This is a genomic window from Parasphingopyxis algicola (assembly GCF_013378075.1).
GTDB classification, from domain to species: domain Bacteria; phylum Pseudomonadota; class Alphaproteobacteria; order Sphingomonadales; family Sphingomonadaceae; genus Parasphingopyxis; species Parasphingopyxis algicola.
In genome coordinates, this window is the sequence record NZ_CP051131.1 from 350,231 (window position 1) to 369,972 (window position 19,742).

Sequence of the window (19,742 nt, forward strand, 5' to 3'; positions counted from 1 at the left end):
ATGCCATGAGCCATCTTCTCGATCGCCTCAATTTCTTCAGTGAAAAACAGCCCTTCTCGAACGGCCATGGCGTAACGACGAAGGAGGATCGCCGCTGGGAGGACGGCTATCGCAAGCGCTGGCAGCACGACAAGATCGTGCGTTCGACGCATGGCGTGAACTGCACAGGGTCCTGTTCGTGGAAGGTCTATGTCAAAGGCGGGATCGTCACCTGGGAAACCCAGCAGACCGACTATCCGCGCACCCGGCCCGACCTGCCCAACCATGAACCACGCGGCTGTTCGCGCGGCGCGAGCTACAGTTGGTACATCTATTCGGGAAACCGGCTCAAATACCCCCTCGTCCGGTCGCGGCTGGTGAAGCTGTGGCGCGAGGCGCGCAAGACGATGGAACCGGTCGCGGCCTGGGCGTCGATCGTCCAGGACAAGGCGAAGCGCGACAGCTACACCAAGATCCGCGGTCATGGCGGCTTCGTCCGCGCCGATTGGGACGAGGTGACCGAGATCGTCGCTGCGGCCAACGCCTATACGGCGAAGGAACATGGTCCCGACCGGGTCATCGGTTTCTCGCCGATCCCGGCCATGTCGATGGTGAGTTACGCCGCCGGCTCGCGCTATCTCTCGCTGCTCGGCGGAACCTGCATGTCCTTTTACGACTGGTATTGCGACCTGCCGCCCGCCTCGCCGATGACCTGGGGCGAGCAGACCGACGTCCCGGAAAGCGCGGACTGGTATAATTCGGGTTTCCTCATGCTCTGGGGCTCCAACGTCCCGCAGACGCGCACGCCCGACGCGCATTTCTACACCGAGGCGCGCTACAAGGGCACCAAATCCGTGGTCGTCTCGCCCGATTATTCCGAAGCCGCAAAATTCTCCGATATCTGGCTCCACCCGAAACAGGGTACCGACGCCGCGCTCGCCATGGCGATGGGCCATGTCATCCTGCGCGAATATCATCTCGACCGGCAGGCCGAGTATTTCGAGGACTATGCCCGGCGCTACACCGACATGCCGATGCTGGTCCGCCTCGTCGAGACGAACGGCAATTTCGTTCCCGAACGGTTGCTGCGCGCGAGCGAATTCGGGGACGGCCTCGGCGAAGACAATAATGGCGAATGGAAGACCGTCGCGATCGACGAGAAAACCGGCGATATCATCGTTCCCAACGGTTCGGTCGGCTTCCGCTGGGGCGATAAGGGCAAATGGAATCTCGAGGAAAAGGAAAGCGGCGGAGCGGAGACCAAGCTGCGCCTGACCAATATCCTCGACGGTGACTATGACGATGTGCTCGACGTCGCCTTCCCCTATTTCGGCAATCGCGACCATGACTATTTCGAAGGAACCGACCATCCCGATACGCTGATGCGGCGGATCCCGGCGATGAAGCTCAAGCTGGCCGAGGGCGATGCCTATGTCGCCACCGTCTACGACCTGTTCATGGCCAATTACGGCCTCGACCGGGGCCTGGGCGGCGAACATCTCGCTACGAGTTTCGAGGAAAACGAGCCCTATACGCCCGCCTGGGCCGAGCAGATCACCGGCGTGCCCGCCGATCACATCGTCACCGTCGCGCGCGAATTCGCGGACAATGCGGAAAAGACCCAGGGCAAGTCGATGGTGATCCTCGGGGCGGGGCTCAACCACTGGTATCATATGGACATGAACTACAGGGGGATCATCAACCTCCTGATCATGTGCGGGTGCGTGGGCCAGTCGGGTGGCGGCTGGTCGCACTATGTCGGCCAGGAGAAACTGCGCCCGCAAACCGGCTGGCTGCCGCTCGCCTTCGGCCTCGACTGGGGCCGCCCGCCGCGTCAGATGAACTCGACGAGCTTCTTCTACGCCCATTCCGATCAGTGGCGCTACGAGACGTTGGGCGTCGACGAAATCCTGTCGCCGACCGCTCCGGACGGCGATTGGGGCGGATCGCTGATCGACTATAACGCCCGTGCCGAGCGGATGGGCTGGCTGCCGTCCGCGCCGCAGCTCAAGACCAACCCGCTCGAGATCACGAAAGCCGCGCGGGCGCTTGAAAAAGAACCGGCGGATTATGTCGCGGACGCACTCAAATCCGGCACGTTGGAACTCAGCTGCCACGATCCCGACGATCCGGCCAACTGGCCGCGCAACATGTTCGTCTGGCGCTCGAACCTGCTCGGCTCGTCGGGCAAGGGGCATGAATATCTGCTCAAGCATCTGCTCGGCACCAGCCATGGCGTGCAGGGCAAGGATCTGGGCGAAATGGGCCATGCCAAGCCCGAGGACGTCGCCTGGCACAATGAAGCGCCGGAAGGAAAACTCGACCTGCTCGTGACGCTCGATTTCCGCATGTCGACGACCTGCGTCTATTCGGACATCGTTCTGCCGACCGCGACCTGGTACGAGAAAAACGACCTCAACACGTCCGACATGCATCCTTTCATCCATCCGCTTTCGGCGGCGGTCGACCCGGTCTGGGAGTCGAAATCCGACTGGGAAATCTACAAGGCGATCGCCAAGAAATTCTCCGAGATCGCGCCCGAGGTTCTGGGCGTGGAAGAGGATGTGGTCCTCACACCGATCCTGCACGACACGCCGGGTGAGATCGCCCAGCCGATGGACGTTGCCGACTGGAAGAGAGGCGATACCGATCCCGTCCCGGGCAAGACGATGCCGCAGGTCGCGGTCGTCAAGCGCGATTACCCGAATCTTTACAAGCGCTTCACGGCGCTCGGTCCGCTGATGGACGAGCTCGGCAATGGCGGAAAAGGCATCGCCTGGAACACCGAGCATGAGGTCGAGCATCTGAAGGCGCTCAACGGTGTCGTTACCGAAGACGGTCCGACCCAGGGCATGGCCCGGATCGAAAGCGATATCGACGCCACCGAAGTGATCCTGATGCTCGCGCCGGAGACCAATGGCGAGGTTGCGGTCAAGGCGTGGAACGCGTTGTCCGAATTTACCGGACGTGAGCATGCGCATCTCGCGCAGCCCAAGGAGGACGAGAAGATCCGCTTCCGCGATGTCGTCGCGCAGCCGCGCAAGATCATTTCCTCGCCGACCTGGTCGGGCCTGGAAAGCGAGAAGGTTTGCTACAATGCCGGCTATACGAACGTCCATGAGCTGATCCCGTGGCGAACGCTCACCGGGCGCCAGCAACTCTATCAGGATCATCTCTGGATGCGGGCCTTTGGCGAAGGCTTTTGCGTCTATCGCCCGCCGATCGACACCAAGACGGTCAAGCCGATGCTCGACCGGGCAGAAGGGCAGGACCATGTCGTCCTCAACTTCATCACGCCGCACCAGAAATGGGGCATTCATTCGACCTATACCGACAATCTCCTGATGCTGACCCTTTCCCGGGGAGGCCCGATCGTCTGGATGTCGGAAACCGACGCGGGCAAGGCGGGGATCGTCGATAATGACTGGGTCGAGGCCTTCAACGCCAACGGCGCGCTCGTCGCGCGCGCCGTCGTCTCTCAGCGGATGAAGGAAGGCACGCTCTTCATGTATCATGCGCAGGAGAAGATCGTGAACGTGCCGGGATCGGAGATCACGGGCCAGCGCGGCGGCATCCATAACAGCGTCACCCGCGCGGTGCTCAAGCCGACGCATATGATCGGCGGCTATGCCCAGCAAAGCTATGGCTTCAACTATTACGGCACGGTGGGATCGAACCGCGACGAGTTCGTGATCGTCCGCAAGATGGCCGAGGTCGACTGGCTCGACGGACCTGAAAACAGGCTGTCCCCGGATATGGAGGCAGCAGAATGAAAGTCCGCGCGCAAATCGGCAAGGTGCTGAACCTCGACAAATGCATCGGCTGCCACACCTGTTCGGTCACGTGCAAGAATGTGTGGACCAGCCGCGAGGGCATGGAATATGCCTGGTTCAACAATGTCGAGACCAAGCCCGGCATCGGCTATCCGAAGGACTGGGAAAACCAGAAACGCTGGAACGGCGGCTGGGAGCGGCTGCGCAAGGGCCGCCTCCGCCCGCGCATGGGCGGCAAATGGCGGGTGCTCGCCAAGATCTTCGCCAATCCCGACCTCCCCGAGATCGACGATTATTACGAGCCCTTCACCTTCGATTACGAGCATCTGCAGACCGCGCCCGAGATGAAGGCGATGCCGACGGCGCGGCCGCGCTCGCTGATTTCGGGCGAGCGGATGGAGAAGATCGAATGGGGGCCGAACTGGGAGGAAATCCTCGGCGGCGAATTCTCCAAACGCTCGGAGGATTACAATTTCGAAGGCGTGCAAAAGGAGATTTACGGCGAGTTCGAAAACACCTTCATGATGTACCTGCCGAGACTCTGCGAACATTGCCTCAACCCGACCTGCGTCGCGGCCTGTCCCTCGGGCGCGATCTACAAGCGCGAGGAAGATGGCATCGTCCTGATCGACCAGGAGAAATGCCGCGGCTGGCGGATGTGCGTTTCGGGCTGCCCCTACAAGAAGATCTACTACAACTGGAACACCGGCAAATCGGAGAAATGCATCTTCTGCTATCCGCGGATCGAGGCCGGCCAGCCGACCGTCTGTTCAGAAACCTGCGTCGGCCGTATCCGCTATCTCGGCGTGCTGCTCTACGATGCCGACCGTATCGAGGAGGCGGCTTCGGCCGAGAATGTCGAAGATCTCTATCAGGCACAGCTGGATATCTTCCTCGATCCCAACGATCCCGAAGTCATCGAACAGGCGCGCAAGGACGGCGTGCCCGACGCTTGGCTCGAGGCTGCGAAAAACTCGCCCGTCTACAAGATGGCGATGGAGTGGAAGGTCGCCTTCCCGCTCCACCCCGAATATCGGACTCTGCCGATGGTCTGGTATGTACCGCCTTTGTCGCCGATCAGCGCCGCGGCCAGTGCCGGGCAGATCGCGGTCAATGGCGACATGCCGGACGTCCGCAGCTTGCGCATCCCGCTCAAATATCTCGCCAACCTGCTGACCGCGGGCAAGGAAGAGCCGGTCGCGCTCTGCCTCGAACGGATGCTCGCGATGCGCAGCTATATGCGCTCGAAGACGATAGACGGCGTGATTGCCGCAGACGTCGCCGAAAGTGTCGGTCTGAGTGCGCAGCAGATCGAGGACATGTACCATGTCATGGCGATCGCCGATTATGAGGATCGCTTTGTCATTCCGACTACGCACCGCGAGGAAGTCGAAGACGCCTATGACGTGCGCGGCTCATGCGGCTTCTCGTTCGGCAATGGATGCTCCGGCGGCGCGTCCGAACCCAATCTGTTCGGGACGCCTAGGAAGAAGCGCATCCAGACCCCTTCGGAGATGTTCTGATGACGGCGAAAACCTTCAAAATTCTCTCGCTGCTGCTCGCCTATCCGACCGTGGAGATTCAGGCCGCATCCTGCGAATTCTACGATATCCTTGCCGGTGAAGGTCTTGTGCCCGGTGATCGTCTGCCATCGCTGCGTACCCTGATCGAAGAGTACCGGACCCGCGAACTGCTCGATCTGCAGGAACGCTATGTCCTGCTGTTCGACCGCACCCGCTCGCTGTCGCTCCACCTGTTCGAGCATGTCCATGGCGAAAGCCGCGACCGCGGCCAGGCGATGGTCGATCTCAAGGCGATGTACGAAGAGCGCGGGCTCGCGATAGAGAGCAAGGAACTGCCGGATTTCATCCCGCTATTCCTCGAATTCCTATCGACCTTACCTCGAACCGAGGCACTCGACCTGCTTGGCCAGCCGGCCCATGTGATCGCGGCGCTCGGCGAGCGGCTCGCCAAGCGCGAAAGCAGCTATGCCGCCGTGATGCTGACCCTCGCGGCAATCGCCGAAGCCGACCCGAAAGCGACCGAGGCGCTTCTCGACGAGCCCGACGACGATCCCCGCGATCTGGAGGCCATCGATGCGATCTGGGAAGCCGAACAGGTGACCTTCGGACCGGGGTCGCCCGATGAAGGCTGTCCGAAAGTCGCCGGAATGCTCGATCGTCTGGCGGCCGAAATGCCCGCCGAACAAGATGGGAGTGCGGACAATGGCTGAATTCCTCAACAGCCTGGTCTTCGGTATCTATCCCTATATCGCGCTCTCGGTGCTCGCGATCGGGTCGATCGTGCGCTACGACCGCGAACCCTATAGCTGGCGCTCGGGGTCGAGCCAGCTCTTGCGCCGCCGCCAGCTCATGGTGGGTTCCGTTCTGTTCCATCTCGGCGTGCTGGTCGTATTTGTCGGCCATCTGGTTGGCCTGCTGACTCCGATCGAGCTCTTCGACTGGATGGGAATTAGCCATCCGTTCAAACAGGTCATGGCGATCGGGGTCGGCGGCGTTGCGGGTGCGATATCGCTGATCGGTGCGACGATGCTCGTCCATCGCCGGCTGTTCGATGCCCGTGTCCGCCGCAATTCGAGCTTTGCCGACACGGCGGTGATTCTGCTGCTTTGGCTGCAGCTCGTGCTCGGCCTGTCGACGATCCTGATCTCGCTCGAGCATCTCGACGGCGCGGAGATGGTCCGCTTCATGGCCTGGGCGCAGGGCATCTTCACCTTCGACGCGGCGGCCTCAAGCTATGTCCTCAACGCGCACTGGATCTTCAAACTGCATATCTTCCTCGGCCTGACGATCTTCCTGATCTTTCCCTTCACCCGGCTCGTCCACATGCTGTCGGCACCGGTCCGCTATATGTGGCGCCCGGGTTATCAGGTCGTGCGCAGTAAAAAGGCGTTGTCGTGAGTATGCGGCCGACCAACGAAACGATCCGTGTCGACGGCAGGGAAATCCCGGCCGCCGTGATCGCCGCGGAGGCGCAGAACCATCCGTCCGACGATCCGGATACGGCCTGGGCCGCCGCGAGCGAAGCGCTGGCGATCAAGGCGCTGCTGCTAGCCGAGGCGTACCGGGTAGGGATTGAAGCCACCGCATTGGAGGATGACAGGGGCCGTGAGCTCGCGCCTGACGATGCACGTATCGAAGCGCTACTCGAAAGCGAGCTCAGTACGCCCGAAGCCGATGAGGAAACATGCCGGCGCTATTATGAACGCCATATCGCCCAATTCACGAGCCCCGACCTTGTCGAGGCGTCGCATATCCTCTTCGCCGCGCCCCGGGAGGACGAAAGCGCTTTCGCTCAAGCCATCGGCGATGCGGAAGCGACAATTTCTGAATTGCAGGAGCAGTTGGGATTGTTTTCCGATCTGGCGCAAGCGCGATCCGCCTGCCCATCGGCGTCGCAAGGCGGCAATCTCGGCCAGCTCGGCCCCGGCCAGACGGTCGACGAGTTCGATACCTTCCTCTTCAATCTCGAAGAGGGCCAGCTGTGTCCGGTCCCGGTCAAGACGCGCTACGGTGCTCATGTGCTGAAGGTCGGCCGCAAGATTGCAGGCCGGACACTGCCGTTCGAATCCGTGCGAGCGAAGATCGCCAGCTATCTCGAGGAAGCGAGCTGGCGGCGCGCCGTGGCACAATATATTGGTATCCTTCTCGGTCGCGCGCGCATCGAGGGGATCGATCTGAACGGGAATTCCGACCCACTCGTGCAATAAGCCAAATGTCCGCTCTTGGGGTCGCAAAGCAGAAGCCAGATAGCCGGCTTACAGGAAAGCGCTGGTGACCCCTACGGGAACATAACCCTAGTTCCATGCATAGTCATTCTGTGCTGTAAAGTGCATTAAAGCTGGATATTTGGACGATATCGATTTCGGCCCGTTTCAGCCCATCGCTTCAAATCCCACACATTATGTGGTAACAAATGTGGGATCGAAATCGCGGGAACAAAGCCCATGTCCCTGACTGCATTGAAGGTGAAGACCGCGCCGCCCGGCCGTCACGGCGATGGCCGGGGACTTTATCTCGTGGTCAAGGACAGCGGCACCCGGTCCTGGGTGCTGCGTATACAGCATCGGGGCCGGCGCCGCGATCTGGGTCTCGGGCCCTTTCCCGATGTCTCGCTTGCAGAGGCGCGGATTGGGGCGATGGAGTTGCGCAAACAGGTGCGCGCCGGTCTCGATCCGGTGGCTGAGCGCCGCAGAGGCAATGCGGTTATTCCAAGCTTCGAGGCGGCGGCCCGGGACTGTTATGATGCACTGAAAGAGGGTTGGAAGAACCAGCGCCATGCGTCCTGGATATCCAGCCTGGAAAACCATGTCTTTCCCGCGATCGGAACACTGCCGGTCGAGGAAGTGGACAGCGCTGTCGTGCGCGATGTGCTGGAGCCGATCTGGCTGACCATTCCCGATACCGCGCGGCGGATATTGCAGCGGATCGGCGCGGTGCTCGACTTTGCCCATATCCGCGGCTGGCTGCCGAACGAAGTATCGCTACGCTCGGTCCGCAAGGGTCTACCGCGCCAGACAGCGACGACCAACCATCTGGCGGCGATGCACTATAATGAAGTACCGGCCTTTATGGCGAAGCTTACAGACTTGCCGCCGACCGTCGGCCGCGATGCTCTACGGTTGACGATCTTGACGGCCGTGCGATCGAACGAGACGCGCTTGGCAACCTGGCCCGAGTTCGATCTGCGCAAGGCGCTGTGGACCATCCCCGGTGCGCGGATGAAGATGAACGAGCCGCATATCGTGCCGCTGTCGCGGCCAGCGATCGTCCTGCTCAGGCGAGTGAAGAGGGAGCGCAGCGGCAATAGCGATCTGGTCTTCTCGGTATCGAGCGACAAGCCGATCAGCGATATGACGATGATCAAGGTGTTGCGCGACATGGATATCGAACAGGTGACGGTGCACGGGTTCAGGAGCAGTTTTACCGACTGGGTGGCCGAAGAAACGGATACTCCCAAGGAGGTCGCGGACAAGGCGCTGGCGCACAAGATCCCAAACCGGGTCGAGGCGGCCTATCGCCGTACCGACTTTCTGGCCAAGCGGCGCAAGCTGATGACAGCATGGGCGAAATATTGCATGAAGCGAGCAAACGGGAAAGCGGCGGCTTGTAATTGAGCCAGATGCCGAAGGCAGCGGGGTGGGGTGATCTATCCCTTCAACTCCGTCTCGACTTCCTCGCAGTGATAGGCGGGCGGATCGGCGATCCAGCGGTTGATCTCGGACTCGCGCCAGCCCGAGCAATAGTCGCTGATCTTAACCTGACGTGGGAAGGTGCCGTCCTTCATCTTGCGGTACAGCGTCGAGCGGCTGAGGCCGGAACGGTCGAGCACGGTCCTGATACGCAGGATTTTATCAGGTTCGGTCATCACAAATTCAATCATGGAGTGATAAGGGATGGCATAGCTTCCTATGCGCAAAGCCCCGTAGCAAGAGGGATCGGCGGCGATTCGGCGTAAAGGCGGTAAACACTGGTGAACGGCGGGTATTTGCGGCGAACGGCGACCCCATCGCAAGTCCAGTCATGACAAAGCCAAACTTTTTTGTGGCATAATCCATGGCATTTCGGAGCATGTGCTGAAAATCATCGTATTACATCAGCACGTTAAGTCGCGAGTTCGAATGCTGCGCTATCCACGCTTTACGAGATATAGTCCAAAGGCAGTTCGGTCGTTGCCTTAAGTTTTTCCATCGAAAAGCTTGCAGAAACGTCGTACATAGCAACATTCCGGATCATCCGCCTGTAGATTGTATCGTAGCCTTTCATATCAGGCGCAACTACCTTTAGCACATAGTCGACATCACCTGATGTGCGATGCACTTCCACTATCTCCGGAATGGACGCGACAGCCGCATTGAAGGTCTCCAGCCAATTGTCGCTGTGGTCGCTCGTTCGGATCAGAACAAAGCCAGTTAGACCCAAACTGATTGCTTCTTGATCGAGAAGTGCGACCCGGCGGTCGATAACGCCATCGTCTTCAAGTTTTCGAATTCGTCGCCATACTGGAGTTGGTGAGATCCCTGCTCGTTCGGAGAGTTCCGCCACCGGAAGGCTCGCATCTTGCTGCAAGATACGCAGTATCTTTTTGTCGATGCTGTCCAAAACATTCCTCCTAAGAGCGATAATCTAAAAAATTTATCTACTATAAATAGATTCCGGCCGCAACTTTGGTGACATTCTCTCAGAGGTCAACGCTATCCCTCCGCGTAGAAGTTCATAGGGAGGTCGAAACGATGAAACTGTTCACCAATCACCCAAACTCGGTCGGCGAAAGCTATCTGGAGCATATGGGCATGGCGTTCGGGTTCGGATTTCGCCTCATATGGTCAGGCATCGCCTGTATCCTTCACGGACTATTTCCATTCCTGTTCGTCAGCACTGGCAGCAAGACAGTAGGCGACCTTCATGACCGGATGATAGCCAATCGTAATCGCAGGTCGTCGGATCAAGCGGTTCCGGCTGAGTAGAGGGTTGTGAACACGGCCGTCCTGCGTCGCGGCGCCTCGGTCTACGCCGCCAGCATTCTGTCCGCGGTGCGAGACTATGGCGCTGGCACAGCGGTATCAGTGGCACTCGCTTTGACTGCGCTCGCAATCAACTCCTGGCTGGGCGGTCCGGCGATGATTCATGCGCTCTTACTTGGCTTCGTCCTGCGCTGGGCTGTATCGGGAAGACGGTTCGATGCAGGAATCGACTTTTCTGCCAAGACACTTCTGCGCCTCGGTGTCGGATTGCTCGGCGCTGGTATTTCATTTCAGCAAGTTTTGGCGCTTGGCCCGCAGGTCGTAGCGTTGGTGGCGGGTGGGGTGGTCTTTACCATCATTCTCGGACTCATCTGCGCACGCTTGCTCGGCTTGGGTCGTGATCTCGGTTTGTTGTTGGGTGGGGCGGTAGCGATTTGCGGTGCGTCCGCGGCGCTCGCGATTGCGTCGGTATTACCCAAAAGTGAGCGAAGCGATGCCAATACGCTCCTGGCAGTGGTCGGCGTTACCGCGCTTAGCACAATCGCGATGGTTCTCTATCCGCTCGCTTCGATCGCATTGGTAATGTCGGCCAAAGCGAGCGGTGTGTTTTTCGGCGCTACGATCCATGACGTCGCGCAGGTGGTGGGAGCCGGCTATATGATCTCCGACCACACCGGAGAAACCGCAACTATCGTTAAACTTCTTCGGGTTGGCTGCCTCGTCCCGGTCGTGGCGGCAATCAGCCTTTGGACCGGCAATTCGCACAAAGACAGAACTCGCAGCATCGGTCACCTATTCCCATGGTTCTTAGGGCTTTTTATCTTATTGTCGGCGGTCGCCAGTCTGCAATTGGTGCCAAACGCCATCATGGATATGGTCAGTTCTGCGGCCAAAATTCTCCTGTTGATCGCGATTGCGGCCCTAGGTTTAAAAACGTCGCCCAGCGGACTTGCCAAAGTCGGGATTAAGCCGGTGCTGGTGCTTGCCGTGGCAACGCTCGGCTTGGCGCTGCTGGTTTTGACTTTGCTTTTCTTCCTTCCGGAGCATTTTGCATGAGAAGCCTTTTCATGCAGTTGCACCTCCCGCCACCGGATGCGCTGCACGGCATAACCATGGCGCATGCCGCCGATCCGCGCTTGCACAAAATGGATCTGGGCGTTGGCGTATATCGCAACGAAGAGGGGTATTCGCCGGCTATGGAGGCGGTTAAGAATGCTGAGCGGATACTTGCCAACTCGGATGGCTCTAAGGCGTATTTGCCGACGCGAGGGCATCCCGAATTTCTCGAGGGCATGGAGGGATTGCTTTTTCCAAGTGACCCTATCGACTCAATCGTTTCGATCCAAACTGTGGGCGGGACCGGCGGTATATATCTCGCTCTAGAACTGGTCCGTAGAGCAAATCTCGATGTCACAGTTCATATCGGCACCCCCAGTTGGCCCAATCATGCCGGTATATGCCGGCATTTGGGCGTTCCCGTCCGCGAGTTCGCGCACTGTGATCCGGACAGCGGCGTTCCGTCTTCCAAGGGGTATCTGCGAAGCCTTGAGGGCGCGAAGCCGGGCGACCTTCTTATCCTGCATGGACCTTGTCATAACCCAACAGGACGCGATCTCGCCTTTGATGACGCCGTTTTTTTGGTTCGCGAGGCATATGATCGCGGTGTGACCTGTTTAATCGATGCCGCCTACTACGGTCTTGGCAACCGGCTAGAAGACGATCTCGAATATCTGAAGGCTATGCTGGTTGCCGCACCCGCTACGATGCTGATCATGTCGGGCTCAAAGGCGTTCGGATTGTACCGGGACCGGATCGGCATCTTGTTCGTCAATTGCATGTACGCAAGAGGCGAAGACATTGTCGCCGTGCTTGGCAACATTGCCAGGACAACCTACTCGGTTCCCGCTGCCCATGGGGCGCAGGTCATAGGTACGATTCTGGGCGATCCCGACCTGAAATCGCATTGGATCGGAGAGCTGGATGCGATGCGTGATCGGATCAATGGTTTGCGCGATCAAATTCATCAATTAGCAGATGGCGCACCGATTTTCAGTTCCCTACAGGCTGAAAAAGGCATTTTTTCTCTTCTTCCGCTTTCATCCGATACGGTCACCAAACTTGCCGATACGTATGGAATTTACATTGCCGGCTCGGGTCGAATCAACTTAGCGGGGCTAAGCCGTCAAACAGTGCCGTTGTTTGTTGAGGCGATACGCTATGCTAATGGGTAACAGTATTATCCTGGTCAATCGCCCTACTCGCAGTCATCCGCGCGCTCAGGACAGGTACAATGTATATTTGCAGAAGTTTGGGCCATGAGCACACATCAGTCGCGGGCCGGGACGAACATACTCGATCCAAAACCTTCTGAAATCGTACATCTTGAATATATCGAGCGCCGCCTTCGCTGGCTCAGTTCGTGGATGGTCCACGATGCCAACAATTTGCGGGAGAAGCGCGACGGGCTTAAGGTGGGCGGCCATCAGGCGAGTTGTTCGTCGATAACGGCCATCATGGCAGCGCTATATTTCCATGCTCTGCGGCCGCAGGACAAGGTTGCGGTCAAGCCGCATGCAGGCCCTGTTCTTCACGCGATCCATTACCTGATGGGCGAACAGACGCGCGATCGAATGGAACGGTTTCGCGGTCTCGGCGGGGTGCAGAGCTACCCCTCGCGCACCAAGGATGCGATCCCGGTCGACTTCTCGACCGGTTCGGTCGGGCTGGGGGTGGCGATCACGGCCTTTTCCTCTTTGGTTCAGGACTATCTCATTGCCCATGGCCGGCTTGCGGAGGAGCAGGCCGGGCGGATGATCGCGTTGATGGGCGATGCCGAGCTCGACGAAGGCAATATCTATGAATGTCTGATCGAAGCGTACAAGCATGATATCCGCAATTGCTGGTGGATTGTCGATTACAACCGCCAGTCGCTCGACGCGACGACCGCGGACCGGATGTTCCGCCGCTTCGACGATATCTTCGAGACCTGTGGCTGGCGGGTCGTCACACTCAAATTTGGGAAGCTCCAGCGCGAGGCCTTTGACAAGCCGGGAGGTAAGGCGCTGGAGGACTGGATCGAGAACTGCCCCAACGCGGACTTTGCTGCACTCACTTATCTCGGTGGCGCGGCCTGGCGTGAACGGCTGAAGCAGGACATTGGCGGCAAGCGTGGGGTCAAAGCCCTGTTGGCCAGGTATGACGACGAGCAGTTAGCGGCGCTTATGACGAATCTCGGCGGTCATTGCATCGAGACTCTGGTCGAGGCGTTCGACGGGATGGACGACGAGCGCCCGACGCTGATGATCGCCTATACCGTCAAGGGCTACGGCCTGCCGCTCGCCGGGCACAAGGACAACCATTCCGGCATGATGAACACCGCACAGATCGAGAGGCTGCGCGATGCGATGGACATTGCCGAGGGGGCCGAGTGGGACAAATGGGGCGGGGTGGGCGACAATGCCGTCGCCTCGCTCGAAGCGTTTGTTGCGGACAGCCCTATTGCGCGCAAGCAGCGCGAGGCCGCAGCGCCAACCGTGCCGGTGCCGGAAAGGCTGTCGACTGGTGCGAAGGCCGACATCTCGACGCAGGCCGCCTTCGGCGCGATCCTACACGACCTCGCCAAGTCGGACGATCCGCTGGCCGACCGCATTGTGACCACCGCGCCCGACGTTACGCAGACCACCAATCTCGGCGCCTTCGTGAACCAGCGCGGCCTGTTTCGGCGGCAGGAACTGGCCGACGTGTTCCAGACGGAGAGCATCCCTTCCGCGCAGAAATGGACCGGCGGCGGAGCGGGGCAGCATATCGAACTGGGCATCGCTGAGCACAACTTCTTCTTGGTACTGGCCGCTCTCGGGTTGTCGGCCGAACATTTCGGCACCCGGCTCATTCCCATCGGCACGGTATACGACCCGTTCATCGCCCGCGGGCTCGATGCGCTCAATTACGGCTGCTACCAGGACTCGCGCTTCCTGCTAGTCGGCACGCCCTCAGGCATCACGCTGGCCGGCGAAGGCGGCGCACACCAGTCGATCAACACGCCGCTTATAGGCATGGGGCAACCCAACCTTGAGAGCTTCGAGCCGGCTTATGCGGACGAACTCGCGCTGACGATGCGCTGGGCCTTCGACCATATGCAGCAGCTCGATGGCAGTTCGGTTTATCTCCGGCTGACCACGCGCGCAATTCCGCAGCTCGAACGCAAGGATGCAGCTTGGGAAGCTGATGCGCTCGAAGGTGCCTATTGGCTACGCGAGCCTTCGGAAGGGGCGGAAGCGGCTATCGCTTATTGCGGCGCGGTCGCGCCCGAAGCCCTTGCTGCGTCGGAAGTGCTGGCGGACGACATACCTGGGCTCGGCCTTCTCGCCGTTACGTCGCCCGACCGGCTGCACCGGGCCTGGTCGGCGCGGCGGGCCGCGCGCTGGACTGGCGGGCAGGCTTGGCCGAGCCATATCGAACGTCTGCTGGCCCCGCTCGCGCCCGATGCCGGTATCGTGACGGTGCTCGACGGATCGCCCGCCGCGCTGTCGTGGATCGGCGGCGTGAGAGGACACCGCATCAGCCCGCTGGGAACCGACCGGTTCGGGCAGACCGGCGACTTACCCGACCTTTATCGCACGTATCGGCTCAACAGAGAGGCGATCTTTGATGCCATGGCCGAACTGTTCATCGAGAGCTGATCCATGTCGAGATCGATCAAGATGCCCGCTTTGTCGCCGACGATGGAGGAGGCGAAGCTGGCCCGGTGGCTGGTGCAGGAGGGTGATGCCGTGAGCGCGGGCGACATCATGGCCGAGATAGAGACCGACAAGGCGACGATGGAGTTCGAGGCTGTGGACGAGGGCACGATCTCGAAGATCAAGATGGTCGAGGGCACTGAGAGCGTGAAGGTCGGCACTGTGATCGCGATTCTCGCCAAGGAAGGTGAGAATTTGAGCGAGGCGGCCGCGGGTGCGAGTGATGATAGCGGGAACGAAAAACCCACCGAGTCCGGGCCGACAGAAGAGCGAGTCTCCGCTCAAACGGAGGCCTCAGGCGAGGGTGCGAAACCGGCTGAGACCCCGGTGTCAGCGGTGGATCAGGCCAAGACTTTCGCTTCTACGCCCTCCAGCGATCGGATTTCTGCTTCTCCACTAGCGGAGAGAATTGCCGAACAGAAAGGTCTCGATCTTTCACAGGTTAAGGGTAGCGGCCCGAACGGACGGATCGTGAAGGCCGATTTCGAGGATGCCAAGCCCGGTGCCGCTCCGGTGAAAGGCGAAGTTGCGGCTCTCGCGCCTCCCGCGCATGCTCCGCAGGGCGGAGAACCCGACGCGCCTTACGAAGCGCAGAAACTGAACAATGTCCGTAAGGTCATCGCGCGTCGCCTGACCGAGGCGAAGCAGACCATTCCGCATATCTACCTCACTGTCGATGTGCGGCTCGATGCGTTGCTCGACCTCAAGAAGCAGCTCAACGCCTCGCTCGAGATTGATGGCGTCAAGCTGTCGGTTAACGATTTGCTGATCAAGGCGCTCGCTCGCTGCAGCGTGTGCCTAAGTGCAATGTCAGCTTTCAGGGCGATGAGCTGTTCCAGTACAGGCGCGAGGATATTTCGGTCGCAGTCGCCGCGTCCTCGGGCCTGATCACTCCGATCATCCGCGATGCGGGCCGCCAGGGCCTCGCGCAGATCAGCGCCGAGATGAAGGAACTGGCGAGCAAAGCCAGGGACGGCAAGCTGCAACCGCACGAATATCAGGGCGGCACCGCTAGCCTGTCCAATCTCGGCATGTTCGGCACCAAGCAGTTCGATGCGGTGATCAACCCGCCGCAAAGCATGATCTTGGCGGTCGGTGCGGGCAAGCAGCGTCCGCATGTCGTCGACGGCATGCTTCAGGTCGCCACTATGATGAACGCCACCGGCAGCTTCGACCACCGCGCCATCGACGGCGCCGACGGAGCGGAGCTAATGCAGGCGTTCCAGCAGCTGTGCGAGAACCCGATGGGGCTGATGGGCTAGAGTCTAGAGCGCTCCAAAAGCTATCTCCAGCTGCTCTATGAGATCGCCAGAGTCCTCTACGCCGCAGGAATAACGAAGCAACGTTTCCGGTATGCCGAGCGCCGCGCGTTGCTCAGGCGTGCACTCGACATGACTCGTAACGGATGGCGGGCCGACCAGTGTGTTGACTGAGCCAAGGCTGGCGGCTCGGTGGACGTAGTGCAGCTTGCTTAAAAAGACCTTCAGCTCTTCGAATCCGCCATCAACTGAAAAGCTCAACATCCCTCCAAAGCCGCGCATTTGCGATTTAGCAACGTCGTGTTTGTCGTGGCTTTCCAATCCAGGGTAAAAGACTTGGCTAACCTTCGGGTGCTTATCGAGAAAGCGCGCAATCTCCATTGCCGTTGCGTTCTGTTTTTTTACTCGCAGATCCAGCGTCTTCATCCCACGAAGGAGAAGATATGCCGAAAAAGCCGAAAGAACGGCGCCGCATATCTCGCGATACTCGTAGACCGCCTGCACCAACTCAGCCTTTCCGATAAGAACGCCGCCCATCGCGTCATCATGTCCGCCGAGATATTTGGTCGCGGAATGTACGACGAGGTCGGCTCCGAGTGCCAAGGGATTCTGATTGATTGGGGTTGCAAAGGTGTTGTCTACTACGCAGATTGCGCCTTGCGCTTTTGCTGCTTTGATGGCGCGCGCCAGATCGATAATCTTGAGGGTCGGGTTAGTTGGCGTTTCCAAATAAACGATCTTGCAACCCTTGCTAATCGCGTCATCGATGGCGTCGCCATCATTGGTCTCAATCAGATCAACGTCGATCCCCATATGCGGCAAGTGGTCGAGAAAAATACGGCTGGTTCCGCCATAGCTATCCTTGATTGATACGACCCGGTCGCCTGGGCGCAAATGCGTGAATAGCGTGTTGGAGATTGCCGCCATTCCGCTGGCGAAAGAAATTGCATTTTCGCCCGCTTCCAAAGCGCGGCATTTCTCCTCGAATACTGCCATCGTCGGGTTGGTGTTGCGACTGTAAATATGTCCATCCGCTTGGCCGAGCGCGACGGCGAGCCATGTATCGAGATCGTCGTACGCGAACGGCGCGCTCTGCACGATCGGAACTTGTGCGGCTCCGAACGCCAAAGGGTCTTCCTCGCCTGCCCAGACGGCGATCGTGGACTTATCCTGATCTGCGATTGTCATGAGGCTTTTTGCTCCTTTTCACGTTTCACCACTCGGCCTTCGAACGATGGTTCGGCCAATCTCCTTTGGCCTTAATCACTTGAGTCTTGCCACCATCCGCTAAAAATTGATAGTATATAAATAAAATTAGATAGCAGAGTGGGGAAAGTGGGAGCGTGAAAAGCGGGCACAAATCGAAGAGCCGTGTATTGCGCCGGTTACTGGGGCAGGTGGCCTTGTTTGCCGTAGCAGTGCCTGGAGTTGCCGTTGCACAAGATGATTCCGATGTGGCTACGGTAACGCTTGGTTACATCGGCGACTTCTGGACGGTGCTCGACGGTGCTGAAGATAACGGCTTGGTATATCTCGAAAACGCGGATGCTGCGATCGAGTTGAATCTCGAACAAGTAATGGGATGGGATGGGAGTACGCTCTTCGTTCGGGGACTCTACAATAATTCAAACTCGATCAGCCAGATCGCAGGTGACGCGCAAGTCATTTCCAATATCGAGACTGGCGTCAACGCCATACGACTTTATGAGGCATGGGTAGAACAACGAATCGGCGATCGCGTATCGGTGAAGCTGGGTCTTTATGACCTCAACTCGGAATTCGATGTGCTGGATAGCGCAGGTTTGTTTATCAATTCGGCTCATGGCATTGGTTCGGTGATAGGCCTCTCCGGCGAAAATGGTCCCTCTATCTTCCCGGTTACCAGCCTTGCAGCACGTATATCGTTCGAGCCTGCGGACGGTTGGGCAATCAGGGGAGCGGTGCTCGACGGAGTTCCTGGTGATCCCGACAATCCGGACTCTACAGTGATCGAACTGGAAGATGGTGACGGAGCACTGATCGTGGCCGAAGTGGAAGCGCCGTTGCCGAGGGGTAAGGTGCTTCTCGGGTACTGGCGCTATACTGCGCAATTCGAGACGTTCGACGGACTGACAGGCACTGGTAATGATGGCTGGTATGTGCGTGCCGAGAGCCAGCTATACCGCGATCCTGCGAATGCCGGACGTGTTCTAACCGGATTTGGACGGCTTGGATGGGGCGATGGAAGATACAATGCTTTCCACCGTTTTGCCGGGGCCGGATTGACGTTATCCAGTCCATTTGTCGGACGGCCCGAAGACGAGTTTGGCGTCGCGATCGCTGCAGCTTTCCCATCGGACGATTTCGAGAGCGTCACTGAGAATAATTCGACTGAGGTGAATGTGGAGCTGACCTATTCTGCGCAAGTGACTGATTGGCTCAGGATCCAGCCCGATATTCAATGGATATTTAACCCATCGGCCGATCCAGCTGCGGACGATGTCGTCGCCGCAGGCCTGCGTTTCGAACTGGGGTGGGAGTTCTAGGACTCTGTGAATTGATCGGCTGGGAAAGATTTGGACTTTGCAGCCAGAACTGTCGGCCGACTAGCCGATCGGCTGTGCCCAGTCGACATCGGCAAAGGTGCGCTGGCATGCATTCCGTAACCAACGATTTGCGCCATCGCTCCTCATTCGCTCGTGCGCGTAAGAGAAAATCTCGATCTCAGGAACTCCGATCGGAACATCGGCTAGTCGCAACCCCAGCCATCGGGCATAGATCAGCGCCACTGGCAGCGGTACTATGGCGGGAATGCCCGCTGCCCGAACGGCGTGGGGCACAGCCAGAAAATCGGGCATCCGCAGCGCGACCGCGCTGTCGCCGAACGCTTGCCGGATACCAGCCGCCACGACCTCGTGCCCCGTGCCCTTGCCCTCAACGACGACAAACCGGGGTGCAGGGCCGAGCGAGTAATCTTGCGGTGCGAGCAGAACATAGTTCGTCGTAAAGAGTAGCTGGCGGATTAGCGGACCATCGCTTCTCTGAATGAAGCCGATAGTCAAATCGATATTCCCTCGGCCAAGGACTCCGGCCAGATCGCTGCGCGGGATCGGACGGGTGACGATTGATAGATTGGCGCGATCGCGAAAATTCTGGGCAACTATGCGAGGAAGGACGACGGATTCGGCAATTCCCGACATCGCTATGGTGAAGCGTCGCTTGTCCCGTTCAGGATCGAACGCCCGTGCTTGCGTGCTGGCGGCGTCTAATAGCACTAGCGCGCGTGCGACTGAAAGATGGTATTCCTGTGCGAAGGGCGTCGGTTCGACGCCGTTGCCGCTCCGCACGAAAAGGGCGTCGCCCAATTCGAGGCGGAGTTTTGCAATCGCATTGCTCAACGCAGGTTGCGTCAGGCCGAGTTCCTCAGCAGCGCGCGAAACCTTGCGTTCGCGCATCACCGCATCGAAAGCGCGCAGGAGGTTGAGGTTTTTTATCATCACAAAAAATAATGAATGATATTCATACATCACAA

The 19,742-nt window shown here is 59.1% G+C and carries 15 protein-coding genes and 1 pseudogene; 12 read left to right on the top strand and 4 right to left on the bottom strand.

Features of this window, described 5'->3' with window-relative positions; genetic code table 11:
* The first annotated feature begins 5 nt into the window (after positions 1-5).
* The 6 genes from HFP57_RS01860 (at position 6) to HFP57_RS01885 (ending at position 8,889) form a co-directional block, all read left to right on the top strand.
* Positions 6-3,752 carry a nitrate reductase subunit alpha gene (locus HFP57_RS01860; protein ID WP_176868171.1) on the top strand — a complete coding sequence of 1,249 codons (3,747 nt, stop codon included), beginning with the start codon at positions 6-8 and terminating at the stop codon, positions 3,750-3,752.
* Positions 3,749-5,275, top strand: a complete 1,527-nt coding sequence (gene narH, locus HFP57_RS01865) for a nitrate reductase subunit beta (protein ID WP_176868172.1) — start codon at positions 3,749-3,751, stop codon at positions 5,273-5,275. Before HFP57_RS01860 ends, narH begins: the two co-directional genes overlap by 4 nt.
* Positions 5,275-5,985 carry a nitrate reductase molybdenum cofactor assembly chaperone gene (gene narJ, locus HFP57_RS01870; RefSeq protein ID WP_176868173.1) on the top strand — a complete coding sequence of 237 codons (711 nt, stop codon included), beginning with the start codon at positions 5,275-5,277 and terminating at the stop codon, positions 5,983-5,985. The genes narH and narJ overlap by 1 nt, the downstream gene beginning before the upstream one ends.
* Positions 5,978-6,673 carry a respiratory nitrate reductase subunit gamma gene (gene narI / locus HFP57_RS01875; RefSeq protein WP_176868174.1) on the top strand — a complete coding sequence of 232 codons (696 nt, stop codon included), beginning with the start codon at positions 5,978-5,980 and terminating at the stop codon, positions 6,671-6,673. The genes narJ and narI overlap by 8 nt, the downstream gene beginning before the upstream one ends.
* 2 nt (positions 6,674-6,675) lie before the next feature.
* Complete coding sequence (locus tag HFP57_RS01880; RefSeq protein ID WP_176871100.1) at positions 6,676-7,482, top strand: peptidylprolyl isomerase; 807 nt, start codon at positions 6,676-6,678, stop codon at positions 7,480-7,482.
* Between the two features lie 237 nt (positions 7,483-7,719).
* Positions 7,720-8,889, top strand: coding sequence for a tyrosine-type recombinase/integrase (locus tag HFP57_RS01885; protein ID WP_176868175.1), 1,170 nt, complete (start codon positions 7,720-7,722; stop codon positions 8,887-8,889).
* A gap of 32 nt (positions 8,890-8,921) precedes the next feature.
* On the opposite strand, the gene HFP57_RS01890 is transcribed toward HFP57_RS01885, so the two are convergent.
* Together HFP57_RS01890 and HFP57_RS01895 are read right to left on the bottom strand one after the other, a co-directional pair.
* Positions 8,922-9,140 (bottom strand): helix-turn-helix transcriptional regulator, encoded by a 219-nt coding sequence (locus tag HFP57_RS01890; RefSeq protein ID WP_176868176.1) that lies wholly within the window; start codon positions 9,138-9,140, stop codon positions 8,922-8,924.
* Positions 9,141-9,412: 272 nt separating this feature from the next.
* Complete coding sequence (locus HFP57_RS01895; protein ID WP_176868177.1) at positions 9,413-9,874, bottom strand: Lrp/AsnC family transcriptional regulator; 462 nt, start codon at positions 9,872-9,874, stop codon at positions 9,413-9,415.
* A gap of 131 nt (positions 9,875-10,005) precedes the next feature.
* Here HFP57_RS01895 and HFP57_RS01900 point away from each other — a divergent pair, with 131 nt between their 5' ends.
* The 5 genes and pseudogenes from HFP57_RS01900 to HFP57_RS01920 all read left to right on the top strand — a co-directional run bounded on the left by HFP57_RS01900 (position 10,006) and on the right by HFP57_RS01920 (position 16,234).
* Positions 10,006-10,239 (top strand): DUF6356 family protein, encoded by a 234-nt coding sequence (locus tag HFP57_RS01900; RefSeq protein WP_176868178.1) that lies wholly within the window; start codon positions 10,006-10,008, stop codon positions 10,237-10,239.
* Between the two features lie 6 nt (positions 10,240-10,245).
* Positions 10,246-11,292, top strand: a complete 1,047-nt coding sequence (locus HFP57_RS01905) for a YeiH family protein (protein ID WP_176868179.1) — start codon at positions 10,246-10,248, stop codon at positions 11,290-11,292.
* Complete coding sequence (locus tag HFP57_RS01910; protein ID WP_176868180.1) at positions 11,289-12,467, top strand: aminotransferase class I/II-fold pyridoxal phosphate-dependent enzyme; 1,179 nt, start codon at positions 11,289-11,291, stop codon at positions 12,465-12,467. The genes HFP57_RS01905 and HFP57_RS01910 overlap by 4 nt, the downstream gene beginning before the upstream one ends.
* Before the next feature lie 192 nt (positions 12,468-12,659).
* Entirely contained in the window at positions 12,660-14,915 is a 2,256-nt protein-coding gene (locus HFP57_RS01915; protein ID WP_425500747.1) for a transketolase, read from the top strand.
* 3 nt (positions 14,916-14,918) lie between these two features.
* Positions 14,919-16,234, top strand: a pseudogene (locus HFP57_RS01920) (pyruvate dehydrogenase complex dihydrolipoamide acetyltransferase).
* Between the two features lie 3 nt (positions 16,235-16,237).
* Here HFP57_RS01920 and HFP57_RS01925 read toward each other — a convergent pair.
* Positions 16,238-17,419 carry a cystathionine gamma-synthase family protein gene (locus tag HFP57_RS01925; RefSeq protein ID WP_176868182.1) on the bottom strand — a complete coding sequence of 394 codons (1,182 nt, stop codon included), beginning with the start codon at positions 17,417-17,419 and terminating at the stop codon, positions 16,238-16,240.
* 155 nt (positions 17,420-17,574) lie between these two features.
* Here HFP57_RS01925 and HFP57_RS01930 point away from each other — a divergent pair, with 155 nt between their 5' ends.
* Complete coding sequence (locus tag HFP57_RS01930) at positions 17,575-18,756, top strand: carbohydrate porin (protein WP_176868183.1); 1,182 nt, start codon at positions 17,575-17,577, stop codon at positions 18,754-18,756.
* Positions 18,757-18,816: 60 nt separating this feature from the next.
* On the opposite strand, the gene HFP57_RS01935 is transcribed toward HFP57_RS01930, so the two are convergent.
* The gene (locus tag HFP57_RS01935) at positions 18,817-19,737 is read right to left on the bottom strand and encodes a LysR family transcriptional regulator (protein WP_176868184.1); all 921 of its coding nucleotides are present in this window, start codon (positions 19,735-19,737) and stop codon (positions 18,817-18,819) included.
* Positions 19,738-19,742 lie beyond the last annotated feature (5 nt).

What these genes read in the sequence shown, in the direction of transcription:
- HFP57_RS01880 (WP_176871100.1), top strand. Translation starts at nt 6,676, where the DNA reads ATGCGGCCGACCAACGAAACGATCCGTGTCGACGGCAGGGAAATCCCG.
- narJ (WP_176868173.1), top strand. Translation starts at nt 5,275, where the DNA reads ATGACGGCGAAAACCTTCAAAATTCTCTCGCTGCTGCTCGCCTATCCG.
- HFP57_RS01925 (WP_176868182.1), bottom strand. Translation starts at nt 17,419, where the DNA reads ATGACAATCGCAGATCAGGATAAGTCCACGATCGCCGTCTGGGCAGGC.
- HFP57_RS01890 (WP_176868176.1), bottom strand. Translation starts at nt 9,140, where the DNA reads ATGACCGAACCTGATAAAATCCTGCGTATCAGGACCGTGCTCGACCGT.
- HFP57_RS01900 (WP_176868178.1), top strand. Translation starts at nt 10,006, where the DNA reads ATGAAACTGTTCACCAATCACCCAAACTCGGTCGGCGAAAGCTATCTG.
- HFP57_RS01915 (WP_425500747.1), top strand. Translation starts at nt 12,660, where the DNA reads ATGGTCCACGATGCCAACAATTTGCGGGAGAAGCGCGACGGGCTTAAG.
- HFP57_RS01885 (WP_176868175.1), top strand. Translation starts at nt 7,720, where the DNA reads ATGTCCCTGACTGCATTGAAGGTGAAGACCGCGCCGCCCGGCCGTCAC.
- HFP57_RS01935 (WP_176868184.1), bottom strand. Translation starts at nt 19,737, where the DNA reads ATGTATGAATATCATTCATTATTTTTTGTGATGATAAAAAACCTCAAC.
- narH (WP_176868172.1), top strand. Translation starts at nt 3,749, where the DNA reads ATGAAAGTCCGCGCGCAAATCGGCAAGGTGCTGAACCTCGACAAATGC.
- narI (WP_176868174.1), top strand. Translation starts at nt 5,978, where the DNA reads ATGGCTGAATTCCTCAACAGCCTGGTCTTCGGTATCTATCCCTATATC.
- HFP57_RS01860 (WP_176868171.1), top strand. Translation starts at nt 6, where the DNA reads ATGAGCCATCTTCTCGATCGCCTCAATTTCTTCAGTGAAAAACAGCCC.
- HFP57_RS01910 (WP_176868180.1), top strand. Translation starts at nt 11,289, where the DNA reads ATGAGAAGCCTTTTCATGCAGTTGCACCTCCCGCCACCGGATGCGCTG.